The sequence below is a fragment of the Paenibacillus sp. J2TS4 genome, assembly GCF_018403245.1.
In the GTDB taxonomy this organism is placed as follows: Bacteria; Bacillota; Bacilli; order Paenibacillales; family NBRC-103111; genus Paenibacillus_L.
In genome coordinates this window covers 62099-80369 of the sequence record NZ_BOSH01000012.1, presented here as the reverse complement: position 1 = coordinate 80369, position 18271 = coordinate 62099, and the positions used below count along the sequence as shown (strand labels likewise).

17 protein-coding genes are annotated in these 18271 nt (G+C 51.7%); 5 read left to right on the top strand and 12 right to left on the bottom strand.

Annotated features, from left to right (window positions below; all coding sequences use genetic code 11):
• Together KJS69_RS21880 and KJS69_RS21875 are read left to right on the top strand one after the other, a co-directional pair.
• Positions 1-741, top strand: coding sequence for a ThuA domain-containing protein (locus KJS69_RS21880; RefSeq protein WP_213585917.1), 741 nt, complete (start codon positions 1-3; stop codon positions 739-741).
• Positions 742-744: 3 nt separating this feature from the next.
• Positions 745-1803: a Gfo/Idh/MocA family protein gene (locus tag KJS69_RS21875; RefSeq protein WP_213585916.1), complete on the top strand. Its 1059-nt coding sequence runs from the start codon at positions 745-747 to the stop codon at positions 1801-1803.
• Positions 1804-1947: 144 nt separating this feature from the next.
• On the opposite strand, the gene KJS69_RS21870 is transcribed toward KJS69_RS21875, so the two are convergent.
• Complete coding sequence (locus tag KJS69_RS21870; RefSeq protein ID WP_213585915.1) at positions 1948-4008, bottom strand: 5'-nucleotidase C-terminal domain-containing protein; 2061 nt, start codon at positions 4006-4008, stop codon at positions 1948-1950.
• Positions 4009-4074: 66 nt separating this feature from the next.
• Between KJS69_RS21870 and KJS69_RS21865 the strand changes: the two genes are divergently transcribed.
• Together KJS69_RS21865 and KJS69_RS21860 are read left to right on the top strand one after the other, a co-directional pair.
• Positions 4075-4329: a hypothetical protein gene (locus KJS69_RS21865; protein ID WP_213585914.1), complete on the top strand. Its 255-nt coding sequence runs from the start codon at positions 4075-4077 to the stop codon at positions 4327-4329.
• A 45-nt stretch (positions 4330-4374) separates the two neighbouring features.
• Positions 4375-4878: a DUF1648 domain-containing protein gene (locus KJS69_RS21860; protein WP_213585913.1), complete on the top strand. Its 504-nt coding sequence runs from the start codon at positions 4375-4377 to the stop codon at positions 4876-4878.
• A gap of 68 nt (positions 4879-4946) precedes the next feature.
• On the opposite strand, the gene KJS69_RS21855 is transcribed toward KJS69_RS21860, so the two are convergent.
• Both KJS69_RS21855 and KJS69_RS21850 read right to left on the bottom strand, forming a co-directional pair.
• Entirely contained in the window at positions 4947-6824 is a 1878-nt protein-coding gene (locus tag KJS69_RS21855) for a PQQ-binding-like beta-propeller repeat protein (protein WP_213585912.1), read from the bottom strand.
• A 366-nt stretch (positions 6825-7190) separates the two neighbouring features.
• A complete protein-coding gene (locus KJS69_RS21850; protein ID WP_213585911.1) occupies positions 7191-7796 on the bottom strand; it encodes a TVP38/TMEM64 family protein in 606 nt (201 codons plus the stop codon).
• A gap of 332 nt (positions 7797-8128) precedes the next feature.
• Here KJS69_RS21850 and KJS69_RS21845 point away from each other — a divergent pair, with 332 nt between their 5' ends.
• Positions 8129-9190, top strand: coding sequence for a stalk domain-containing protein (locus KJS69_RS21845; protein ID WP_213585910.1), 1062 nt, complete (start codon positions 8129-8131; stop codon positions 9188-9190).
• A 62-nt stretch (positions 9191-9252) separates the two neighbouring features.
• Here the strand turns inward: KJS69_RS21845 and KJS69_RS21840 are convergent, their stop codons facing one another.
• The 9 genes from KJS69_RS21840 to KJS69_RS21800 all read right to left on the bottom strand — a co-directional run bounded on the left by KJS69_RS21840 (position 9253) and on the right by KJS69_RS21800 (position 18240).
• On the bottom strand, positions 9253-10323 hold the full coding sequence (locus tag KJS69_RS21840) for a mechanosensitive ion channel family protein (protein ID WP_213585909.1): 1071 nt from the start codon (positions 10321-10323) through the stop codon (positions 9253-9255).
• A gap of 144 nt (positions 10324-10467) precedes the next feature.
• A complete protein-coding gene (gene cysC, locus KJS69_RS21835; RefSeq protein ID WP_213585908.1) occupies positions 10468-11076 on the bottom strand; it encodes an adenylyl-sulfate kinase in 609 nt (202 codons plus the stop codon).
• A 48-nt stretch (positions 11077-11124) separates the two neighbouring features.
• Positions 11125-12294, bottom strand: coding sequence for a sulfate adenylyltransferase (gene sat / locus KJS69_RS21830; RefSeq protein ID WP_213585907.1), 1170 nt, complete (start codon positions 12292-12294; stop codon positions 11125-11127).
• Between the two features lie 36 nt (positions 12295-12330).
• Positions 12331-13032: a phosphoadenylyl-sulfate reductase gene (locus KJS69_RS21825; protein ID WP_213586018.1), complete on the bottom strand. Its 702-nt coding sequence runs from the start codon at positions 13030-13032 to the stop codon at positions 12331-12333.
• 151 nt (positions 13033-13183) lie between these two features.
• A complete protein-coding gene (gene cobA, locus KJS69_RS21820; protein ID WP_213585906.1) occupies positions 13184-14713 on the bottom strand; it encodes a uroporphyrinogen-III C-methyltransferase in 1530 nt (509 codons plus the stop codon).
• A gap of 75 nt (positions 14714-14788) precedes the next feature.
• Positions 14789-15028: a DUF3906 family protein gene (locus KJS69_RS21815; RefSeq protein WP_213585905.1), complete on the bottom strand. Its 240-nt coding sequence runs from the start codon at positions 15026-15028 to the stop codon at positions 14789-14791.
• Positions 15029-15080: 52 nt separating this feature from the next.
• Positions 15081-16700 (bottom strand): nitrite/sulfite reductase, encoded by a 1620-nt coding sequence (locus KJS69_RS21810; RefSeq protein ID WP_213585904.1) that lies wholly within the window; start codon positions 16698-16700, stop codon positions 15081-15083.
• Positions 16701-16769: 69 nt separating this feature from the next.
• The gene (locus KJS69_RS21805) at positions 16770-17573 is read right to left on the bottom strand and encodes a sirohydrochlorin chelatase (protein WP_213585903.1); all 804 of its coding nucleotides are present in this window, start codon (positions 17571-17573) and stop codon (positions 16770-16772) included.
• Position 17574: 1 nt separating this feature from the next.
• Complete coding sequence (locus KJS69_RS21800) at positions 17575-18240, bottom strand: precorrin-2 dehydrogenase/sirohydrochlorin ferrochelatase family protein (protein WP_213585902.1); 666 nt, start codon at positions 18238-18240, stop codon at positions 17575-17577.
• Between the last annotated feature and the right edge of the window lie 31 nt (positions 18241-18271).

Genomic DNA, 18271 nt, shown 5'->3' with positions numbered 1-18271 from the left:
ATGAGCGGCAAACGGAAAGTGACGATATGGAATGAATACCGGCATGAGCAAAAAAATGAAGCCGTCCGGAGTATTTATCCGAATGGCATGCATGCGGTCATTGCGGAAGGATTGGGAGATGAATTTGATCTTCGCACCTGCACGCTGGACGAGCCCGAGCACGGACTGACCGAGGAAGTTTTGAATGAGACGGATGTTCTGATCTGGTGGGGTCATCTTGCCCATAAAGAGGTCCAGGATGAAATCGTCGAACGGGTGTATCAAAGAGTGTTGGCAGGAATGGGGCTCATCGTTCTTCACTCGGGACATTTTTCCAAAATTTTCAAAAAGCTGATGGGGACGTCCTGCGACTTAAAATGGCGGGAAGCTGGAGAGAAGGAGCGGCTGTGGGTCGTGAATCCCGGGCATCCCATCGCCCAGGGCGTTGGCGAATATATTGAGCTGGAGCAGGAAGAAATGTACGGAGAGCATTTTGACATTCCGGAGCCGGATGAAGTCGTTTTTGTCAGTTGGTTCGAAGGCGGAGAAGTGTTCCGCAGCGGCAGCTGCTTCAAACGGGGGTTGGGCCGTATCTTCTATTTCCGACCCGGCCACGAGACGTACCCTACCTATTATAACAAAGGAGTTCAACAGGTTATTGCAAATAGTATCCGCTGGGCCATGCCGACGGGAGACAAGAAGCCAAAGTACGGTCATACCGTTCCCCCGCTGGAGCCTATTAAGGAGAAAGGAAGCGTGTAGGATTTGAGCAAACTGAAGATAGGCATTATTGGAGCAGGGAATATTTTTAGACATGCACACGCTCCGGGCTGGTTATCCCATCCCGATGTGGAGCTTGTAGCGGTGTGCGATGCGAATCGGGCAATGGCCGATGCGGCTTCTGCAGATTTTGACATCGCCCGTGTATATACCGATTATCGGGAATTGCTGGAGCAAGAGGAGCTGGATGCCGTCGGCATCAGCACTCCGAACTTGTTCCATTCAGAAATTTCCATATCTGCTTTGAGCCGCGGGATTCATGTGTTCTGCGAAAAACCGGATGCCATCGATCCGGCCGAAGCGCGCAAAATGGCGGAAGCCGCCCGACAATCGGGCAAGGTGCTTATGGTGATGAGAAATAACCGCTTTACACCGGCCTCCCAATTTATGAAGAAATATATTAACTCCGGGGCGATGGGCGAAATCTACACCGGGCGGACCGGATGGATTCGCCGCCGCGGCATTCCCGGACAAGGCGGCTGGTTTACGACCAAGTCATTATCCGGCGGGGGGCCGCTTATCGATCTGGGCGTGCATATGATTGATCTGGCTATATGGCTAATGGGAAACCCGCGTCCTCTGTCTGTATCCGGATCGACCTACACCAAATTTGCAGGGACGACGATAGCTGACCCCGAGCTCAAACAAGTGACAGGGCAATCCGGAGGAACATTCGATGTCGAAGATTTGGCCACCGGCTTCATTCGCTTTCAGAACGGAGCCACGCTGCAAATTGAATTCAGCTGGGCTTCCAATATCGAGCAGGAATCCAGATTTCTGGAGCTGCGCGGAACGCTGGCGGGCTGCAGCTTGCATAACGATGAATTAAAGCTGTTCACGGAAATCGAACAAGTATTGTGCGACATCGTTCCCCGGTTCCCAAAAACTAATGAATCCGGGCATCATCTCAACATCCGTCACTTTGTAGAGTGCGTACTGGGCAGGGAAGAGCCGTTTATTACACCGGAGTATGGAGTGGACATGATCGGAATCTTATCGGCTATATACGAATCGGCGGAAACCCAAAGAGAAGTCCGATTGTAATCATTCAGCCGTCATCGGCCCCCAGTCCGAGGTCGTCTGTAATGCTAGGATAAGTCTACAGGAACAATAAGGGGCACTCCCCCAATAAGCAGGGACAGGCTTCGCAGCCTGTCCCTATGCCTATAAGGTGCACCCAACTATATTCTACTCCTCCGCATTCAGGATTTGGATTCTCCCCTCCGGTTGGGGAGCAATCGTTCCGTGCTTCTGCACATATTCCGTAAACGCATCCCTTAAATAATGCTTTGTTTGCTGCATCAAAACCGTCTCTTCCTTCAACATCGTAAATTTATCCCCGCCACCGGTCAGGAAATCATTAGCGACTACCTTGTACATTCTGGCCCTATCCAGCGGCTGGCCGTCAATCGTCACTTCGACCAATCTGGAGCCGGCTTCCTTCGCCGCGTCAAACGTGTACTCGATTCCGGATACTTGCAGGAAGCCTCCTGCCGCGGCCGGGTAGCTGGCAAGGCTGTGTTCCAATGCATCCCACACCGTCTGACCGCTGGCCTCCACCATCACTACCGTATTGTCAAACGGAAGCACTGCGTAGATTTGCTCCAGCGTTATCTCTCCTTCGGGAATGCTCGTTCTTATGCCGCCTCCATTTTGCAGCGCGATATCCGCTCCGGTCAACTCTCTCAGGCTGTCGGCTACCGCATTGCCAAGGTTGGATTCCTTCATCCGCACGGTTTGTCTTTCCCCGTCCAAATGAACCTCCGTTTTCCCAATGACCTGCTTCATTTTTTCATCGAGCTGGCTGCTGTATCGTTCAATAATGCCGGTTACTCCCGGGTCGGACTGCAAATTGTCCGTCATGAAAAGATGAGCGAAGTTCAGACCGATCATTTGTCCTGCAAACATCTGGATATTGATCTGGTTAAGCACCTCCGCATGTTTGCCCGGCGAAATAAGCCAGGTGCCATCGATTAGCTTGGGAAAATCAACGACATCCTGCCCGCCCCCGATTTCCACATCTATGCCCTTTACCTTGGTCGGCAGCACCGGATTATCTCCATGCAGATGAGCCAGCGCTATGATGACATCGGTTTGCTCCCGCAATTCGTCGACCTCTCGCTGCGCTGCTTCAAAATGATCGATAAAGCTGATTCCTTCCACATTTTTCGGATGAGTGTAATAGTGGCTTTCATCATCCGTCACGCCCACAATTCCGATTCTGACCCCATCGACTTCCTTAATGACGGACGAGTGCAAGAATGAGGGCTTTTGCTGATTATAGAGTGTGTTCGCAGACAAAAAAGGGAACTGCGCGCTCTCTGCATTCCTCTCCATCACGTCGAATGGAAAATCAAAATCATGATTGCCGAGCACCATCGCGTCGTAATTCATTTCATTCATCACTTCGATCGTCGAAGCCCCTTCGAATAAGTTTCCGATATTGGTATTGTAAGGGGCGTCCCCGGCATCTACCAGCAAAGTGTTGGGCTGCTTCTTCCGGGTCTCTTTAAGGATGTGACTCATTTTGGCCAGTCCGCCAATGACATACTCCGTTCCTGCCGGTTGGTACGGCTCCAGGTGAGAATGAATATCCGAGGTGGCGAAGACCGTAACGATTTTAAAATCAGGATGCTGCAAAATCCGATGAAGACTCCCAGCGGCCTCTTCCCGCGTGATCAGTTCCGCCGAACCGGATTCTTCCTTCGTCAGAAGACCGAGCTCGACCAGTTCCTCCGCGCCTGCGGCAGAATTCGCCCCCAAGATGAGCTTGGCCAGCATCTCTCTCCACTCCACCCTCGTAACGAAGGAATCCGGGGAGAATGTATTGGCTTCCACGCCAACCGCTCTTACCTTGATCAAGCCTTCTATATCGTTCATTCCCCAATGCCCAATTAAATCTTGGGCCGATGGAATAGAGAACGATTCGTCAATGACTCCAAGCGGATCAGAATAACTAAACGATTTTACCATCTGCGGATCGCTCAAGGCGATCGGTTCGATCGGCGTCAAATGAAAGCCTTTGACCAATAGAGACGCCGCTTCGGCTCTGGTCAGATGCTTCTGCGGATAAAAGCGGCTATCTTCAAAGCCATGGATCACCCCATCCCGGTGCAAGTCCAGGATCGCCTCCTTGTGCGGTGAATTTTCAATGTCTGTAAATACAGGAGTTCCCTGGGCGTAAGCCGGAACAACTCCGACCGACATCCATAAGAAGACGAGAACGGCTAACCAATGTTTTCGGGACATCTTAGTGCACTTCCTTCGCTGTATAATGGGTTGTCCCGTCCATTGTAAGCGGAGAAGTTCAACGGGTTGTTAAATCTATGTAATGATTTAGTTAATCCCTTCCCGGCGCGCCGAGCGGGCATTAAATCGTGTCATCAAATGAGTCCGGCCCAATTGAAATTCGCTGCACAGCTGGTTAATGGATCATCCTTCGGCAATATTGTCTCGCATGTAGCGGATGATTTGCTCGGCCAAGGCTTGATTCTCGTTAGCATTGGCCATCTTTTGCGGCTTGCTGATACCGGCTCACATAATGAAACTTCAACCCTCCTCTCCCCGTAATGAATATAAATAGACTATCTAAACTTGCGCGGAAGGAGGATGGAGATGCAGCTTAAACACCGTCCTGTATTGGCGCTTCCCAAAACAGCGCTGGAAAAAACATTGGATATCCTCAGCCTGTTACTTATTGTTGGGATTGTGGTCTACCTTTCAATGGAATGGTCAGGCCTGCCCGATCAAATCCCCATTCATTTTAACGCGGCTGGCGAAGCGGACGGCTGGGGCGGAAAAGGTTTTCTGTGGTTTATGCCGGCTGTAGCGTGCTTATTATGGGCGGGTTCGACGATTCTTGAGAAGTTCCCTCATATCTACAACTACACCAATTTAACGGAAGCAAATGTGGAACGGCAATACAAAAACGCTCGGCTTATGCTAGTCGCCTTGAAAGCCGAGCTTACGTTTTTCCTTGTCTATTATCAATGGCAGGGCATCCGATTGGCTCAGGGATACGATGCCGGATTAGGAGTTTGGGATCTGCCCCTCTTCCTTACCGTAATTCTCGGCTCCCTCACATTGTTTATTATCCGATCCATTCGCCTAAAACGATAAGCGTCCATAGGAAAAGCCCATTGAACCAATCCATTCAACGGGCTTTTCTTTATTTGGAAGCCAAGGAATTATTCTTCCGGCCACTCATATTTATAAACCTCGGTATCGCGGGCGAAATAATAATCTCCGTTCCGATCACAGGCCAGCAGGAAGGCGTTATCGTCGAGAATCTCCAGCTTGTGCGAGGAAAGGTCGTAACGGAACAGTCGTCCCAGCGTGGAGCCGACAAAATAATGATCGGAATGATAGTGAAGATATCCTCCTCTCCAATAATGAGGAACTGCACTCCAATCATAAGGGAACAGTTCCTTCGTCTGAAGCACTTGCTTACTCACGGGATCAAACTGGAATAGAGTTCCTGCGGTTAGTCCCCAGAGGAAGCCGTCGCGATCCAAGGCCAGCGCGGAAATCGCCTTTTCCCCCGGCACCGGGATTCCTTCCCATACTTTCTGTCTGCTAGTCGTGTCCCACATAACAAGACAGGCTTCCGACCGCTCCGGGACGATGCCAAGCCCGCCCCATATGGAGCTTCCGGCAAAGATCATCCCGTCATCATAAGCCAGCGATATAATACTTTGGGCTTCGACAATATTCCGATAAACCTCCAGACGGTCCTCCTTCGGATGGTATAAGGACAAGGCTCCCCTCAGGCGCCCGTAAGAGGACACCGTTCCAATCGCGACCTCATCTCCTGCTGCCGCAAATGCGAATGGACGATCCTGCTCTTCCCCGCTCAGCGAAAATAACAGCTTCGGGTTAAGGTCAGGCTTCCAGGGCTCCTTCGGATCGTAGCAGAAAATATTCGCCGAGGTGTAGACACCCAAATACATTTTATCGCCAAAGGCAATCATATTCTCGATCTGGCCTATTTCTCTATGGGCTTCCCACTCTCCGGTTGCCGGATCATAGCTGGCAAAGCCTCCGGCAAAATACCCGCCGACGTTGATCCGCCCATCCGGCCCTTGGGCGATGGATTGAATAGTGATCGGGCGGCCCAGCAATTTCGGATGCTTCGTTAGGTATCGGTCGGTTGGCGGATGATAGATCCAATAGCTTCCGTCCCTTTTGACGCTCACCAGGCTCAGGCCGGGGAACTCCGCATCCTTCCACTCCAGCCATCCGAAATCAGAGGCAGGCTCGGATAATGACAGCGAAGTAACCGTCAACTCCAGCGCTAGCGGATCATAGGCATGAAGCTGTCCGTCCTTAACAAAATATACACGCCCATCCTCGCCGGCCGTCGAAACAGACAGGCCCGCCACTCCTTTAATACTATCGGTCCATTCCCCGGACTGCATATCGTAAACAAGCAGCACATTGGAAGGAGTAATCCGAACAAACAAATGAGGATAGGCGATGTCCAGATCATAAACCAACTGCTCATTCTGCCATTCGGCAGGAAGAGGAATCTCCCTGGCCTCTCCTGTTTCGGTGTGCAGCTCCATTAAATGCGGTTTTTTAGTTCCGACGCCAATGTATAGCTTGTCGCCGAGTGCCTTCATGCAGCGGGTATACTGCTCTCCCTCGACAATTTGTCCATAGTCGCGAAATGTTCCGCTGGAAGGATTGTATTGATACACTTTCCCCCCCGGATAACAGCCCCCATAGACTCTCCCCTGGTCATCCGCGGCAATCCTCCATGTATAGTGCTCTCCCGGGATGGCATTTCCCAGATTAACAACACCCTGCTCCGGAGTATAACGGTACAAATTCCCGTCTCCCCCGACATATACGCCGGTTTCGGTGGCGACCACCCCCCAGCTATGATTAGCTCCATCTAATAGATGGCGCCCCAGGCAATCTCCAGTATGAGGGTCTACAACAAATAAAACACAAGGCTGACCTGAGGATACAGCGTAGATCCGATCCTGACCTTGCTCTTGTCCGTAAGCCGCTGTCCAGACATGGACCGCTTCGATCGGTTCCCCAATTTTACGAGCGCTCATTCATACAACTCCTGTTCTCTGGATGGTCAAGGCCCCATCCGGCAATATATGCTGTGATTCGGCTATATTGTACCATGATCTTCTAGCATTGTACCACGACTTCCGGTCATGAAATTCCAGGTGTCCGGTGATTTAATTCGCAAATTCCCGAACTACGGCAGGATATGCCCCGCACTACGATAGGTTATCGAGTTCCCGGCGGATGGATCTATACTTGAAATTTTATTCAGAGAGGATTAGCAACTAAAGAAGGAAGAGGAGGAAGGGGCTGGAGACCGCGGCAATCCGAAAAAACAAACGCCCGAACAGCACGTGCAGGAACAAGAATATGACCAGACAACCGATAGGACAGCAGAATCCATCAGCCTACATCGTGCCTCGGCGTTTTCGGAAGCTTTTATAATGTCGGGCAATAAAAATAATAATTAAAACAAGACAGAACTTCGCATAGAACAATAAATGCTTCTTAACATCCAGCTCGGGCATGACAATGGAAGAACCGATGAGGCCAACTAGCCAAATATGAGACAGGTTCCCTATCAATGACGACCATAAATAAGCCGAAAGCTTGATCGGAGATATCGCGGACATGAAAGAAATGAGGTTGTTAGGCATAATAGGCAGCGTCCGCAAAAAAATAATGACCCAGACTCCGTAGGTGTCCATATAATACTGCCATTTCTCATATTTTTGCAATTTTTTTCCCCAGCGGCGATTAAACCAATCGAAGAAGAAGTAGCGGCACACTGAAAAAACGACGACAGAAGCAAGGGTCCCGACCATCCAACTCGCCAGCAGGCCCTGGCCCAATCCAAATGCTGTGAGATGCAGCACAATTAATGTAGCAAACGGAAAAAATCCAAAAAATCCTTGAATGACGGCCAACGGTGCGGTAATCAACAGAATCGAATAGCCTTCCAATTGGGTTACTTCTAGAAGCCATTCGATCCATTGTTCAATCGTTGCTTGCATTTGGGCACGACTCCAATCCGTCTTTCTGATGGCTCGCACCCTATTATAGCACGCCATCCTCCTCCAAACACAGACTCTTTTGTAAAATAAGGCGCACGCAGTTAACGTATCGGATCGGTTCCCTGCAATTTACCAAACCGATAACACACTCGTTGTGAACAGGTTTCAGTTTTCGCGATGGACAGTTATGATCAGAATTTTCTAGGTTTTGACCTTTATTTCGTTTTAAACTATTAAATTTACGCCTTTAGTCACAATTCTATTGATGCTTTAGAACTAGACATGCTATAATCTGGTAATCATACCTATACATAAAGGAGAAGAACAGCTTAATGAAAACAAGATTAGTCACTTTAGTGCTGGCCGTATTGCTGCTGCTGCCCAATGCTGCGCTGGCTGCCGACTCCACAACGATCGAGGTCGGATTTAACCAGATTCAGGTCAAGGTTAACGGCGAGCTTGCCATGAGCAACAACCTCTTATATGATGGCACCACTTACGTTCCCATTAGAAATCTTGCCGAAATGCTGGATTGGGGCGTTATTTATTATGATGAAACGAGAACAGCTTATATCGGAATGCTTCCCGCCGGCGAAGTCCCGGATGAAGTGATCGGTGCCGCTGAGAAAGAGGCGGCCTCTGCTTCCGACGAAGATACCGTTATGGAGAACAAGGGAGTACAGACCATTCCGGTCGTCTTCGATAATATCACTATTAAAGTTCATGGAGAAACGGTCGATACCAGCAATATTGTGTACAATGGAACGACCTACGCGCCAATCCGGGCCGTAGCGGAAATTCTCGAAATGGATGTTCAATTCTATGGACCGACCTCCACAGCTTATATTGGTACTGTGCCCCAGCATGAAATTCCGTTCGAGGTTTATAAAGAATGGTATCCCGATGCCAAGCGCCCATTATCCCATGTACCCGCGACAGGAGATATGGCGGGATGGCAGCTGCTGAAAGGTCACGAATATGAAGACCTGGTCGAAATTTACTATAAAATCAACGGCACTATTCTCTCTACGCAAATGCATGAAATAAGAGAGGTAGACTTGAATGAAATCATCGAGTGGGTCGATGATGCAGGCAATACAAGATATAACACCGTTGGTGATTTGTACAGCCTGTTCGGCAGCTTCAGCCGCTATACGAGCGATTGGTTTTTAGACAAATTCGGTGAGCTCTATGAGGATTGGTTCTATATCGGAACGATTAGAGCCGAAGACATTGTCGACGATTATGTTCAGGAGACCGGTCAACTGGTTATCCCTAATCAGGTTTCCCTAACACCGGATGCCGAATTTACGGTGGAAAGCGGATATGAAGAAGAAGAAACGTCCGTTGACGACATCATTTCGAATATAGAAGCCCTTATGAATAAGCAATAATGCGTCACCAAGAAAGAGCCTCCATTCCAGTTATTCTGGGTATGGAGGCTCTTTCATGCTCTCTATGTCTCGTCAGCAAGCCGACGTCTTCCGGGGCCTGAGGCGGATTCGACAAACAATCGCTGGCTTGGCAGGGCCAAGGCCACTCCCTCCTCCTCGAGCACTTCCATAATCATAAAGTTGACGTCCTGACGAATCTGCAGATGTTCCGCCCAGACCGTCGATTTGGTAAACAAATAGAAGTAGATCCCCAGGCTGCTTTCATTGAAATCGGTAAAATGAACCATAATCGTCTCTTGATGAATGGCCTCATCCTCACGAAGCCTCCGCTCTATTCTGGAGACGGCCCTCTGCAGCGAGGGTCGGTCAGAGTCCAGCGCTACTCCAAGAGTAAACGTAATCCGCCGCTTCCCCATGCGGCTCCAATTAGTAATCGGACGGTCAGCCAATGTTGCGTTCGGTACTGTCACAAGCGCGTTGGCGAAGGTACGAATTTTGGAGCTGCGGAATGTAATGTCCTCTACAACTCCTTCTATATCGGGAGTGAGAATCCAATCCCCTTTAGAAAAAGGCTTTTCCGTAATGATAATAATCCCCGCCAAAAAGTTGCTGAGCGTATCCTTCGCAGCCATCGCGATCGCCAGACTCCCCAGGCCAAGTCCCGCCACCAAGCCGTTAATACTGTAGCCCCACTCCGAAATGATCATAGTTATGACTAAAACAACAACTATAAAACGTAGAATTTTGGATAAAAAAGGAATGAGCATGCTCGATTCGTCCAAACCGAGTCTGGAGCTGAGACCGGCAAACAGATTCGAGGATTTCGCGGAAAGATTGTAAAATCCCCAACCGACTAAAATTATAACGACGTTCCGGTATAGTTTGTTCAATACCGAAAAGTACGGCCAATGATCCGGCAATATAAGATGAAGCGCCCAAAAAACACCCAGCACTACAAAAAAAGACCGCAGCGGTTTCTCAAAAGACAGCAAGCCATTGGTGAGGCCTTTCGACCTCTTGAACCAACGCAACAGCAGCGCGAAGAGGTAGGAAGTAAAAACTTTGCGAAACAACAGAAACAGCAGCAGGATCCCAAGTGCATACAGCCAATCGATCCAGTCTGACTGCGACATAACCCAATCATAAACGAAAATTTTCGCTCACCCCCGTTGGAAAATTGGGTTATATTCTATCATATTTGCTTCGTTTAACCTACCCCTTAAGCGCTTTTTGACAATTTCAATGCTTATAAAACGCTCTGCCATAGGATAGAAAGCTCATATAGCCGATATCGCATATAAGTATTGAACGACTTTCTCTACCGATTGCTCAATCGTGAGCTGCCCGCTATCGATAACCAAATCAGGATATTGCGGCTCCTCATAAGGAGAGGAAATTCCGGTAAATTCGGGAATTTCACCGTTTCTTGCTTTTTGATAAAGTCCTTTCGGATCGCGACGCTCACATTCCTCCAGCGGACATTTGACATAAATTTCTATAAATTCATCCGGATCGAGCAGTTGACGGGCCATATCGCGATCTTCTCTATAGGGTGAAATAAAGGCGGTCAGCGTAATGATTCCCGCATCTACGAACAATTTGGAAACCTCGCCTATTCTGCGAATATTTTCCTTGCGGTCCTCCGGGCTAAAGCCTAATCCTTTGCTTAAACCATGGCGGATATTGTCTCCATCCAGCACGTAGGTTCTTTTTTCTAACTCGTGAAGCCGCTTTTGTACCGCATTGGCCAGAGTGGACTTGCCCGACCCCGATAACCCGGTAAACCATAACACACAGCTTTTATGCCGGTTCAAACGGTGGCGGTCCGGTTTCGTTACCGTCGCGGAGTGCCAAATAATATGATTTGCCGCGGATGATTTCAACATCTCTTCCCTCCCCTATTCAAAAACTGACGATCTAATCATTGCTGCGGGCTAAATGGAGGCAACCGAGTCACGGTGATCCGCAGATTTCTCCCTCAGTCCGCGAATCAGAACGTCGACGACCTCTTTGCGGCTGAATTCCGGCGGCGGGGCTTCCCCCCTGCTCAGCATTTCCCTAACCTTCGTTCCCGACAAAGCGACACGATCCTGGGCAGCATGCGGGCAGGTTTTGGTCGACGCCATGTTTCCGCATTTATTACAGTAGAAGCTATTTTCAAAGAAAAGCAGCACTATTCCCAGCTCCTCCTCCGTAAATTGACCGAAGATCCGCTGCGCATCGTAGGTGCCATAGTAGTTTCCGACTCCGGCATGATCGCGGCCGACAATAAAATGGGTGCAGCCGAAATTTTTACGGACCAATGCATGAAAAACCGCTTCCCTCGGTCCGGCATAGCGCATGGCAGCCGGGAAGACTGCCAGGAAGACGCGATCCTCCGGATAATACGATTGCAGCAGCGCATGATAGCTCTCCATGCGAACCTCCGCCGGAATATCATCCGCTTTGGTCTCCCCGACCAGCGGGTTCAAAAAAAGCCCGTCAACGATTTCCAGCGCTGATTTTTGAATATATTCATGCGCCCGGTGTACCGGATTACGGGTCTGGAAACCGACCACCGATGTCCAACCTCGCTGCGCGAACAAGCTCCGGGTCTCCGCCGGGTCCAGGTAATAATCGGCGAAGGTTCCTTTATCCGGCCGATTAACGAGCTTTATAGGGCCGCCTACGTAGACGTCAGGTCGCTCCAGTAAATTTTTAACTCCCGGATGGGCCGAATCGGTTGTCCGGTAGACTAGCTCCGCTTCCAGTTTTTTGTCGGTCCGGTATTTCTCCTCCACTTCTATCACACCGTAGACGACCCCGTTCTGCACCAACTTGACTGGATCGCCTAGGTTTAACCGCTCGGCTGTCTCCTCCGTAACCGGTAACGTGATCGGCAAGCTCCAGATGTCCCCGCCCGCCAGACGCATATTCCGGACGACTGACTGATAATCCGCCTCTCCCATAAATCCGGCCAGCGGACTATAAGCTCCGTTGGCAATTAGCTCCAAATCGGACAATGCGGTATTGTCCAACTCTATTTCTTGATGCAGTGTTGTATAATCGGCATTCAAATCTATACGGTTTACAAGTGTTCCGCCATGAGGTCTGTTAATGCTCATTGTGTTCATCTCCTCCGCCATCTCTTTTTTCCTGCTCTATTGATGAAGACCGCATTCGGTCTTGCCGCTGCCTGCCCATCTTCCGGCCCGTGAGCTGTCGATTCCCGCCACCGGGCGGGTGCATGTCTCGCAGCCAATGCTGGGGTAACCTCGATCATGCAGCTCATTATAGGTCAAATTGTGGGCATGAACGTATTCCCATATATCGTCCCACGTCCAGTGGATAAGCGGACAAATTTTGATGGAACGAAACTTGTCGTCTTTATTGAAATACTGAACATGGGCCCGCGTAGGAGACTGCTCCCGGCGCAGTCCCGACATCCAGGCGTCCGCTCCACTCAGCGCCTGCGCCAAAGGCTCCACCTTGCGCATTTGGCAGCACAGGTTAGGGTTGCTTTTCCACAGTTCATCCCCATAGATCGCCGCCTGACCGGTCAAGGTCAGATTCGGCTCGATAAACTCGATTTGCAAAGCCGGATATCGGTTTTGCACCCGAACGATGAGTTCGTAGGTTTCCTTAAAGTGAACGTGTGTGTCGAGGAAAATGATTTTGGCGTCCGGGCGCACTTTGCTGATCAAATCAATCAACACGATTCCCTCCACCCCAAAGCTGCAAGCATATACAAGCTTATCCCCGAATTGCCCATAGGCCCATTTAAGCACCTCCAGCGTATCCAGACTTCCCAGCCTGGCATTAATCGCACGATACTGCTCCTCCGTTAAAGCTTCATATCTCATCGACTTGTCAGACATTAAAGCTCCCTCCTTTTTCCCCACTTATCATCCGGTCAGACAGCGTAAAAGAGTAAAGCTGTACCAACGGCGGACGATCCCCAAGTTGTCTCTTTCCGAAGTACGTCGCAGCAGCACATGACCGATGGCATGGCAGTCAAGAAACGCGGCCTCCCGGAATGGCGCTCAGCCACTCCTTCGCGTCCGCTTCCAGGAATACCCCATCCCGGATGACGCGGGATACCTGCCAGCCGAAAGCCTTCGCTTTCGCCGCTGTTCGTTCCCCGACACAAACCAGTTCGGATATGCGGCGCAATTCGTTGCCCAAAAGTTCCTCCCGATTAGCCAGTTCCTGCAGCGCATACAATGCGCGAATATCCCCGATCCACAGCGTATCGAAGCCCCTTCCTTGCAGTAGCTCCGCCAAATATCCGGTGGCCCGCACCTTCGGGGTGTACATGCCGGTCAACAGCCAATGAGCCCCTCCCTCTGTATAGGGAATGTTAATTCCGGCATATTCCGGGGTCAGCATAAGCAGCCTGGCCCCTTGGTGAACGCCAATCCGCCGCCCCAGGACACCGGGACGCACCTCTCCGGTCCATTCGCTTCGATCCGCAGCCAAGCTGTAATCGACGGCAATCGCTCTCGCCGCAAGCTCAGCTTCCGCTCCTTCATCGAGCGCGACGACGCGGGCCCGAATGCTGCGAATATCCCGTCGGACCGCTTGCAATGCGGCGAAGAAGAGCTTCACTTCCCAGGCATCCGCGAAGATGATCCAGTCATAAGCGGCGATCTCTACAAGCAGACGCTCCGCCATAACGGAGGGCTCGGGCAGGATGGCGGCTTCCGCCGTTTCGGCCCCCCATTGCTCCAGAAGGCGCGCATCGTCCCGAGCGGGCTGCAAAGACGGAAACAACAGCAGCTTGCGGCCGAATAACGGCTTCCGCTCGTACCAGCCGAGCGCTTCGCTTAAGCGGACGACTTCCCCAACGACCAAGATGGCCGGGGCTTCCAATTTCGCTTCCTTGGCCTTCGCGGCTATGTCATCGAGCGTACCGGTCAATGTCCGCTGATCTCCCGTCGTTCCCCAGCGCACCAATGCGGCCGGAGTCGCCGGCGGTTTACCGCCTTCAAGAAGTCGCTGCCGAATATAGGGCAGGTTCTTGACTCCCATATAGACGACGAGAGTGTCAAAGCCGGCGGCCGCCTGCCAATTCGTCTCTTTCTCCTCGCTCCCTGCACATCGATGTCCGGTCACAAAGGCCGCATTAGAGCTAATCTCCCGGTAAGTGAGCGGAATGCCGGCATACGAAGCGGCGGCAATGCCTGACGTGACGCCGGGAACGATCTCAAACGGAATTTGCCGTTTGGCACACGCCTGCGCCTCTTCCCCTACACGGCCGAAGATGCTCGGATCGCCGCCCTTCAAGCGGACGACAATATGGCCGCGCATCGCCTCGCGAACCAGGATTTCGTTAATCTCATCCTGTGCCATGGAATGAGCTCCCGGTTCTTTGCCGCAATACAGATAACGAGCGTCCGGCTTCGCATACTTCAACAACTGGGGGGACGCCAGCCGGTCATAGACAACAACGTCTGCTTCCTGCAGCGCCGTTACGCCTTTAACAGCAATCAGCCCCGGGTCTCCCGGACCCGCTCCGACAAAATACACTTTTCCAAACTTCATCCTTCCACCTCTTCCCGAGCCCATTCAGCATCCCATTCCGCTTCTTTCTTTGTTTTCTCTCCCACAGCTTATAAACTAATCGAACTGCAGCGTCTCCACCGTATAACCGACTCCATCCCTGACCAACGGCTTCTTCTCGACGATGCCAAGCGACTGAATTCCCGGCGGAGCAACCGTATGCCGCAGCAAATTGTTTTCTGCATAGACAAAGGCCTTCTCATCCGAAGACGAAACGACGATTACAGTCATCTGCCGCTCATCCGCTAAAATCGCCTCAAGCTTATACAAATACGATTCCGAGTTTGATTCCGCCATCTCTCCCTCCTCCTTCCTCCCTGGTATGTGCTAATAAAAGCGAGATTCCGTCTTAAGCCGGTGCCAGAATGCGGTCGACCTGATTCTGAATCGTCTCGATCCCTACCCGCTCTACATATTGCCAATACGCTTCGCTTTCCCGACGTTCTTCCTTGTATACTCCTACAAGCTGTGCCAGGAACGGTCCCAGCCGATCTACTTCGACCCGGGCTTTGAGCTTCGTGTTAAAACGCGGCTTCCCTTCCAGCGTTCCTCCCACATGAACGTCGAACGCATCCGTCACACCATTCTGAGTCCTCACCAAAGCTCCCTGCAGCCCGATATCGGCAATCTGGTGCTGCCCGCAGGAATTAGGACAGCCGACCATATGAATCCGGATCGGAGTATCCAGCTCCACGGTTTCGTCCAGATACTCGGCGAGCTTCCGCATCCGTTCCTTCGTCTCCACGACAGCGAGATTGCAATATTCTATCCCGGTGCAAGATATTGCATAGCCGACGAATGTATTAGGCTCCAGCCGGAAACGATCGACGATAAGCGGCTCCTTGCGGAACGCTTCGATCCTGTCCGCCGGGATATGACGGATAAGCACGTTCTGAGAATTACAGGTGCCGATCGTGCCATCTCCGTATTCCCGGGCAAGACGAGCCAATTCGTGCATTTCGCCGGCGTTCATCCGCCCAACCGGAACGGAAAGTCCGGCATAATACAGCCCTGATTGCTTCTGCTCGTGAATGCCGTAGAAATATCCGGCATTCCACCCTTGGGTCAAATCGTCACCCCGGGCTGGCAATTCCCCGGTAATTTTAATAAGCTCCTCGCGGAATTTATCGGGCCCCCAATCGGCAACGAGATATTTCAAACGGGCATGGGTTCGTCTCTTGCGATAGCCGAAATCACGGAAAATCGTCGTTACTCCGGCAGCCACCTTCACCACTTCTTCCGGAAGACAGAACACGTCAAGCTGCTCGGCCAAATGCGGCTTGGTCGACAGTCCGCCGCCTACCCATACATGAAAACCGATTTCCTCTTTCCCTTCGATTATTTTTTTGGCCGGAGTGAAGGCCAGATCATTGATTTGCGCGTGTCCGGTGTTGTGCACATTGGCAGAGATGGACATTTTATACTTGCGCGGCAAATTGGAGAAGTCGCGGTTCAACAAAAAGAACTGCTCCAGCTGCTTGACAATCGGCCGGGTATCCAATACCTCATGCGGATCGATTCCAGCGAGCGGATTGCCGACGATGGTACGGGGACAATCGCCACATGCCTCGAAGGATGACAACCCGACCGAGGCCAATCGTTCGAAAATGTCCGGCAGGCTCTCCACCGTCAGCCAATGATACTGAATCGCCTGCCGCGTCGTTACATCGATCAGATCCCGCCCGTAATCCTTGGCGATTTCCGCCAGCGCAACGGCTTGCTTGTTCGTCAAGATGCCGCTGGGAATCCGGACACGCATCATGAAGAAGCCTTCCTTCGGACGCTGCTGATAAATTCCCGCCCATTTAAAGCGGTCCATATCAGAGGCTTCAATCGATTCCCATCCCTCCAGCGAATATTTATTGATAATCGTTTCAATGACGTCGAGGCCATCCTTCTCCAGCTTGGTCAGTTCCATCTTATTGAGGTTCGGATCGTCCGCCCATTTCCAAATCCGCTTTTCTGTCATAATTGTTATTCACACTCCATTTTTTTCATCAGTCAGTTTCTCTTCCATTCCTAAAGATTCCGATAGCCGTTATTCTCTTTGCTGCGTGCTGCATACAAAAGCAGCATCATTAGGAGGGACCGCATGCCGCTGCAGTGCCTGCTCAACCGTTTGGCGGATCCAGATCGCCACCTGCGGGTGGGGCAAGTACGTCCTCCCGGTGTACGCGTAGCTGATACCTTCCAATCGATCAGGAATCGCTTGTCTTGTAAAATAGCCTTCGCTCAAAAACAGGGGCAGCACGAGCAGGCGGCCTCGAGAAAGCAAGGATTCCGCCTGCGCGGCCACCGTATCCGGCCTTAACGTGGCGTAGGCCGCCGCTTTCAAGCGAAATTTCCGCTGTAATGAATCACTCACGCTTTGCAGCAAATTTTCCCAAATTTCATGAAAACCCGGCTCTCCACTGCCGTGCCCTATGACCAAGAGCGCCTCCTGCGAAAGCTCTGTGGACAATTCCCGCAGCCGCTCTTCCCAAATAAGCTGCACCGGCTCGCTGTCCTCCAACGGATCGGACCATACCAACCGGACGTTGACGTTCAACGGGGTGAGGTCCGTTGCGACTTCGGGGGCGGGGATCAGGCCGAGCATATACCGGATTTCGTTGATATGCGTACTCCCTGCCGACACGAATAACGGGACGATCAGGACGGTATGCACACCGGTCCGCTCCAAATGACGCAATGCCTCGGCGATGCCCCGATCCGGCACTCCGCCCAAATAACCGATGCCGACTGGCAGCGGAAGGGCCGCCTGACGCACCGTCTCGTCGACAAGCGCCACCCATCCGGGATCAGGTGAACCGTGAGCGATAACGAGCACAGCCGTATTGTTCAAGTCATCCCTCCTCCGCATCTGTCTTCTGCGCCGCGGAGCGGTGCGCTTCCAGCAGCCTGCCCGCTGCCTGATTTCTTGCTTCCCGCTTCCCACTGCGGGTCAGCTCCAGCAGTGAATCATCCAGCAAGCGCTCCAACAGCTGCTTCTTTAAAGACGCTGGCAGCTTTAGATGGATCATCCGCTGTCTCCACGCCCCTACAAAATCGACGTATTCCTCATATTCGGGCCCAATCGCCCGCTCCACTGTTCCTTTCAGCTTCTTGGCCAAACCCGGACAGCGTCCTCCTGTGCCGATGGCTATCTGCAGCTTCCCCCGTTCTACAATGGCAGGCACAGTAAAAGTGCACAGATCCGGCCGATCGGCGACGTTGATCCATTGATTCGGGCCAATCGAACGGTAGACCTGCAGATTCGTCTCGGGATCATCGGTAGCTGCCAGAACAAGCGCCGCTTCCGCCACGTCTTGCGGCTCAAATCGTCGGCGAATGAGTTCGATGTCCCGATGGCTCGCCCATCGCTCGAATTGCTCGGTACAGCGGGGGCTGACCAGCTTGATTCGAGCACCGCTATCCAGCAAGGACGCTGTTTTCCGCTCGGCCACATGCCCGCCGCCCACGACAACGCAGAGCTTTCCTTGCAAATTGGCGAACATCGGATAGCTTCTCATAGCCGCTCCCCCTCTCCTTTTTTACCCGCCT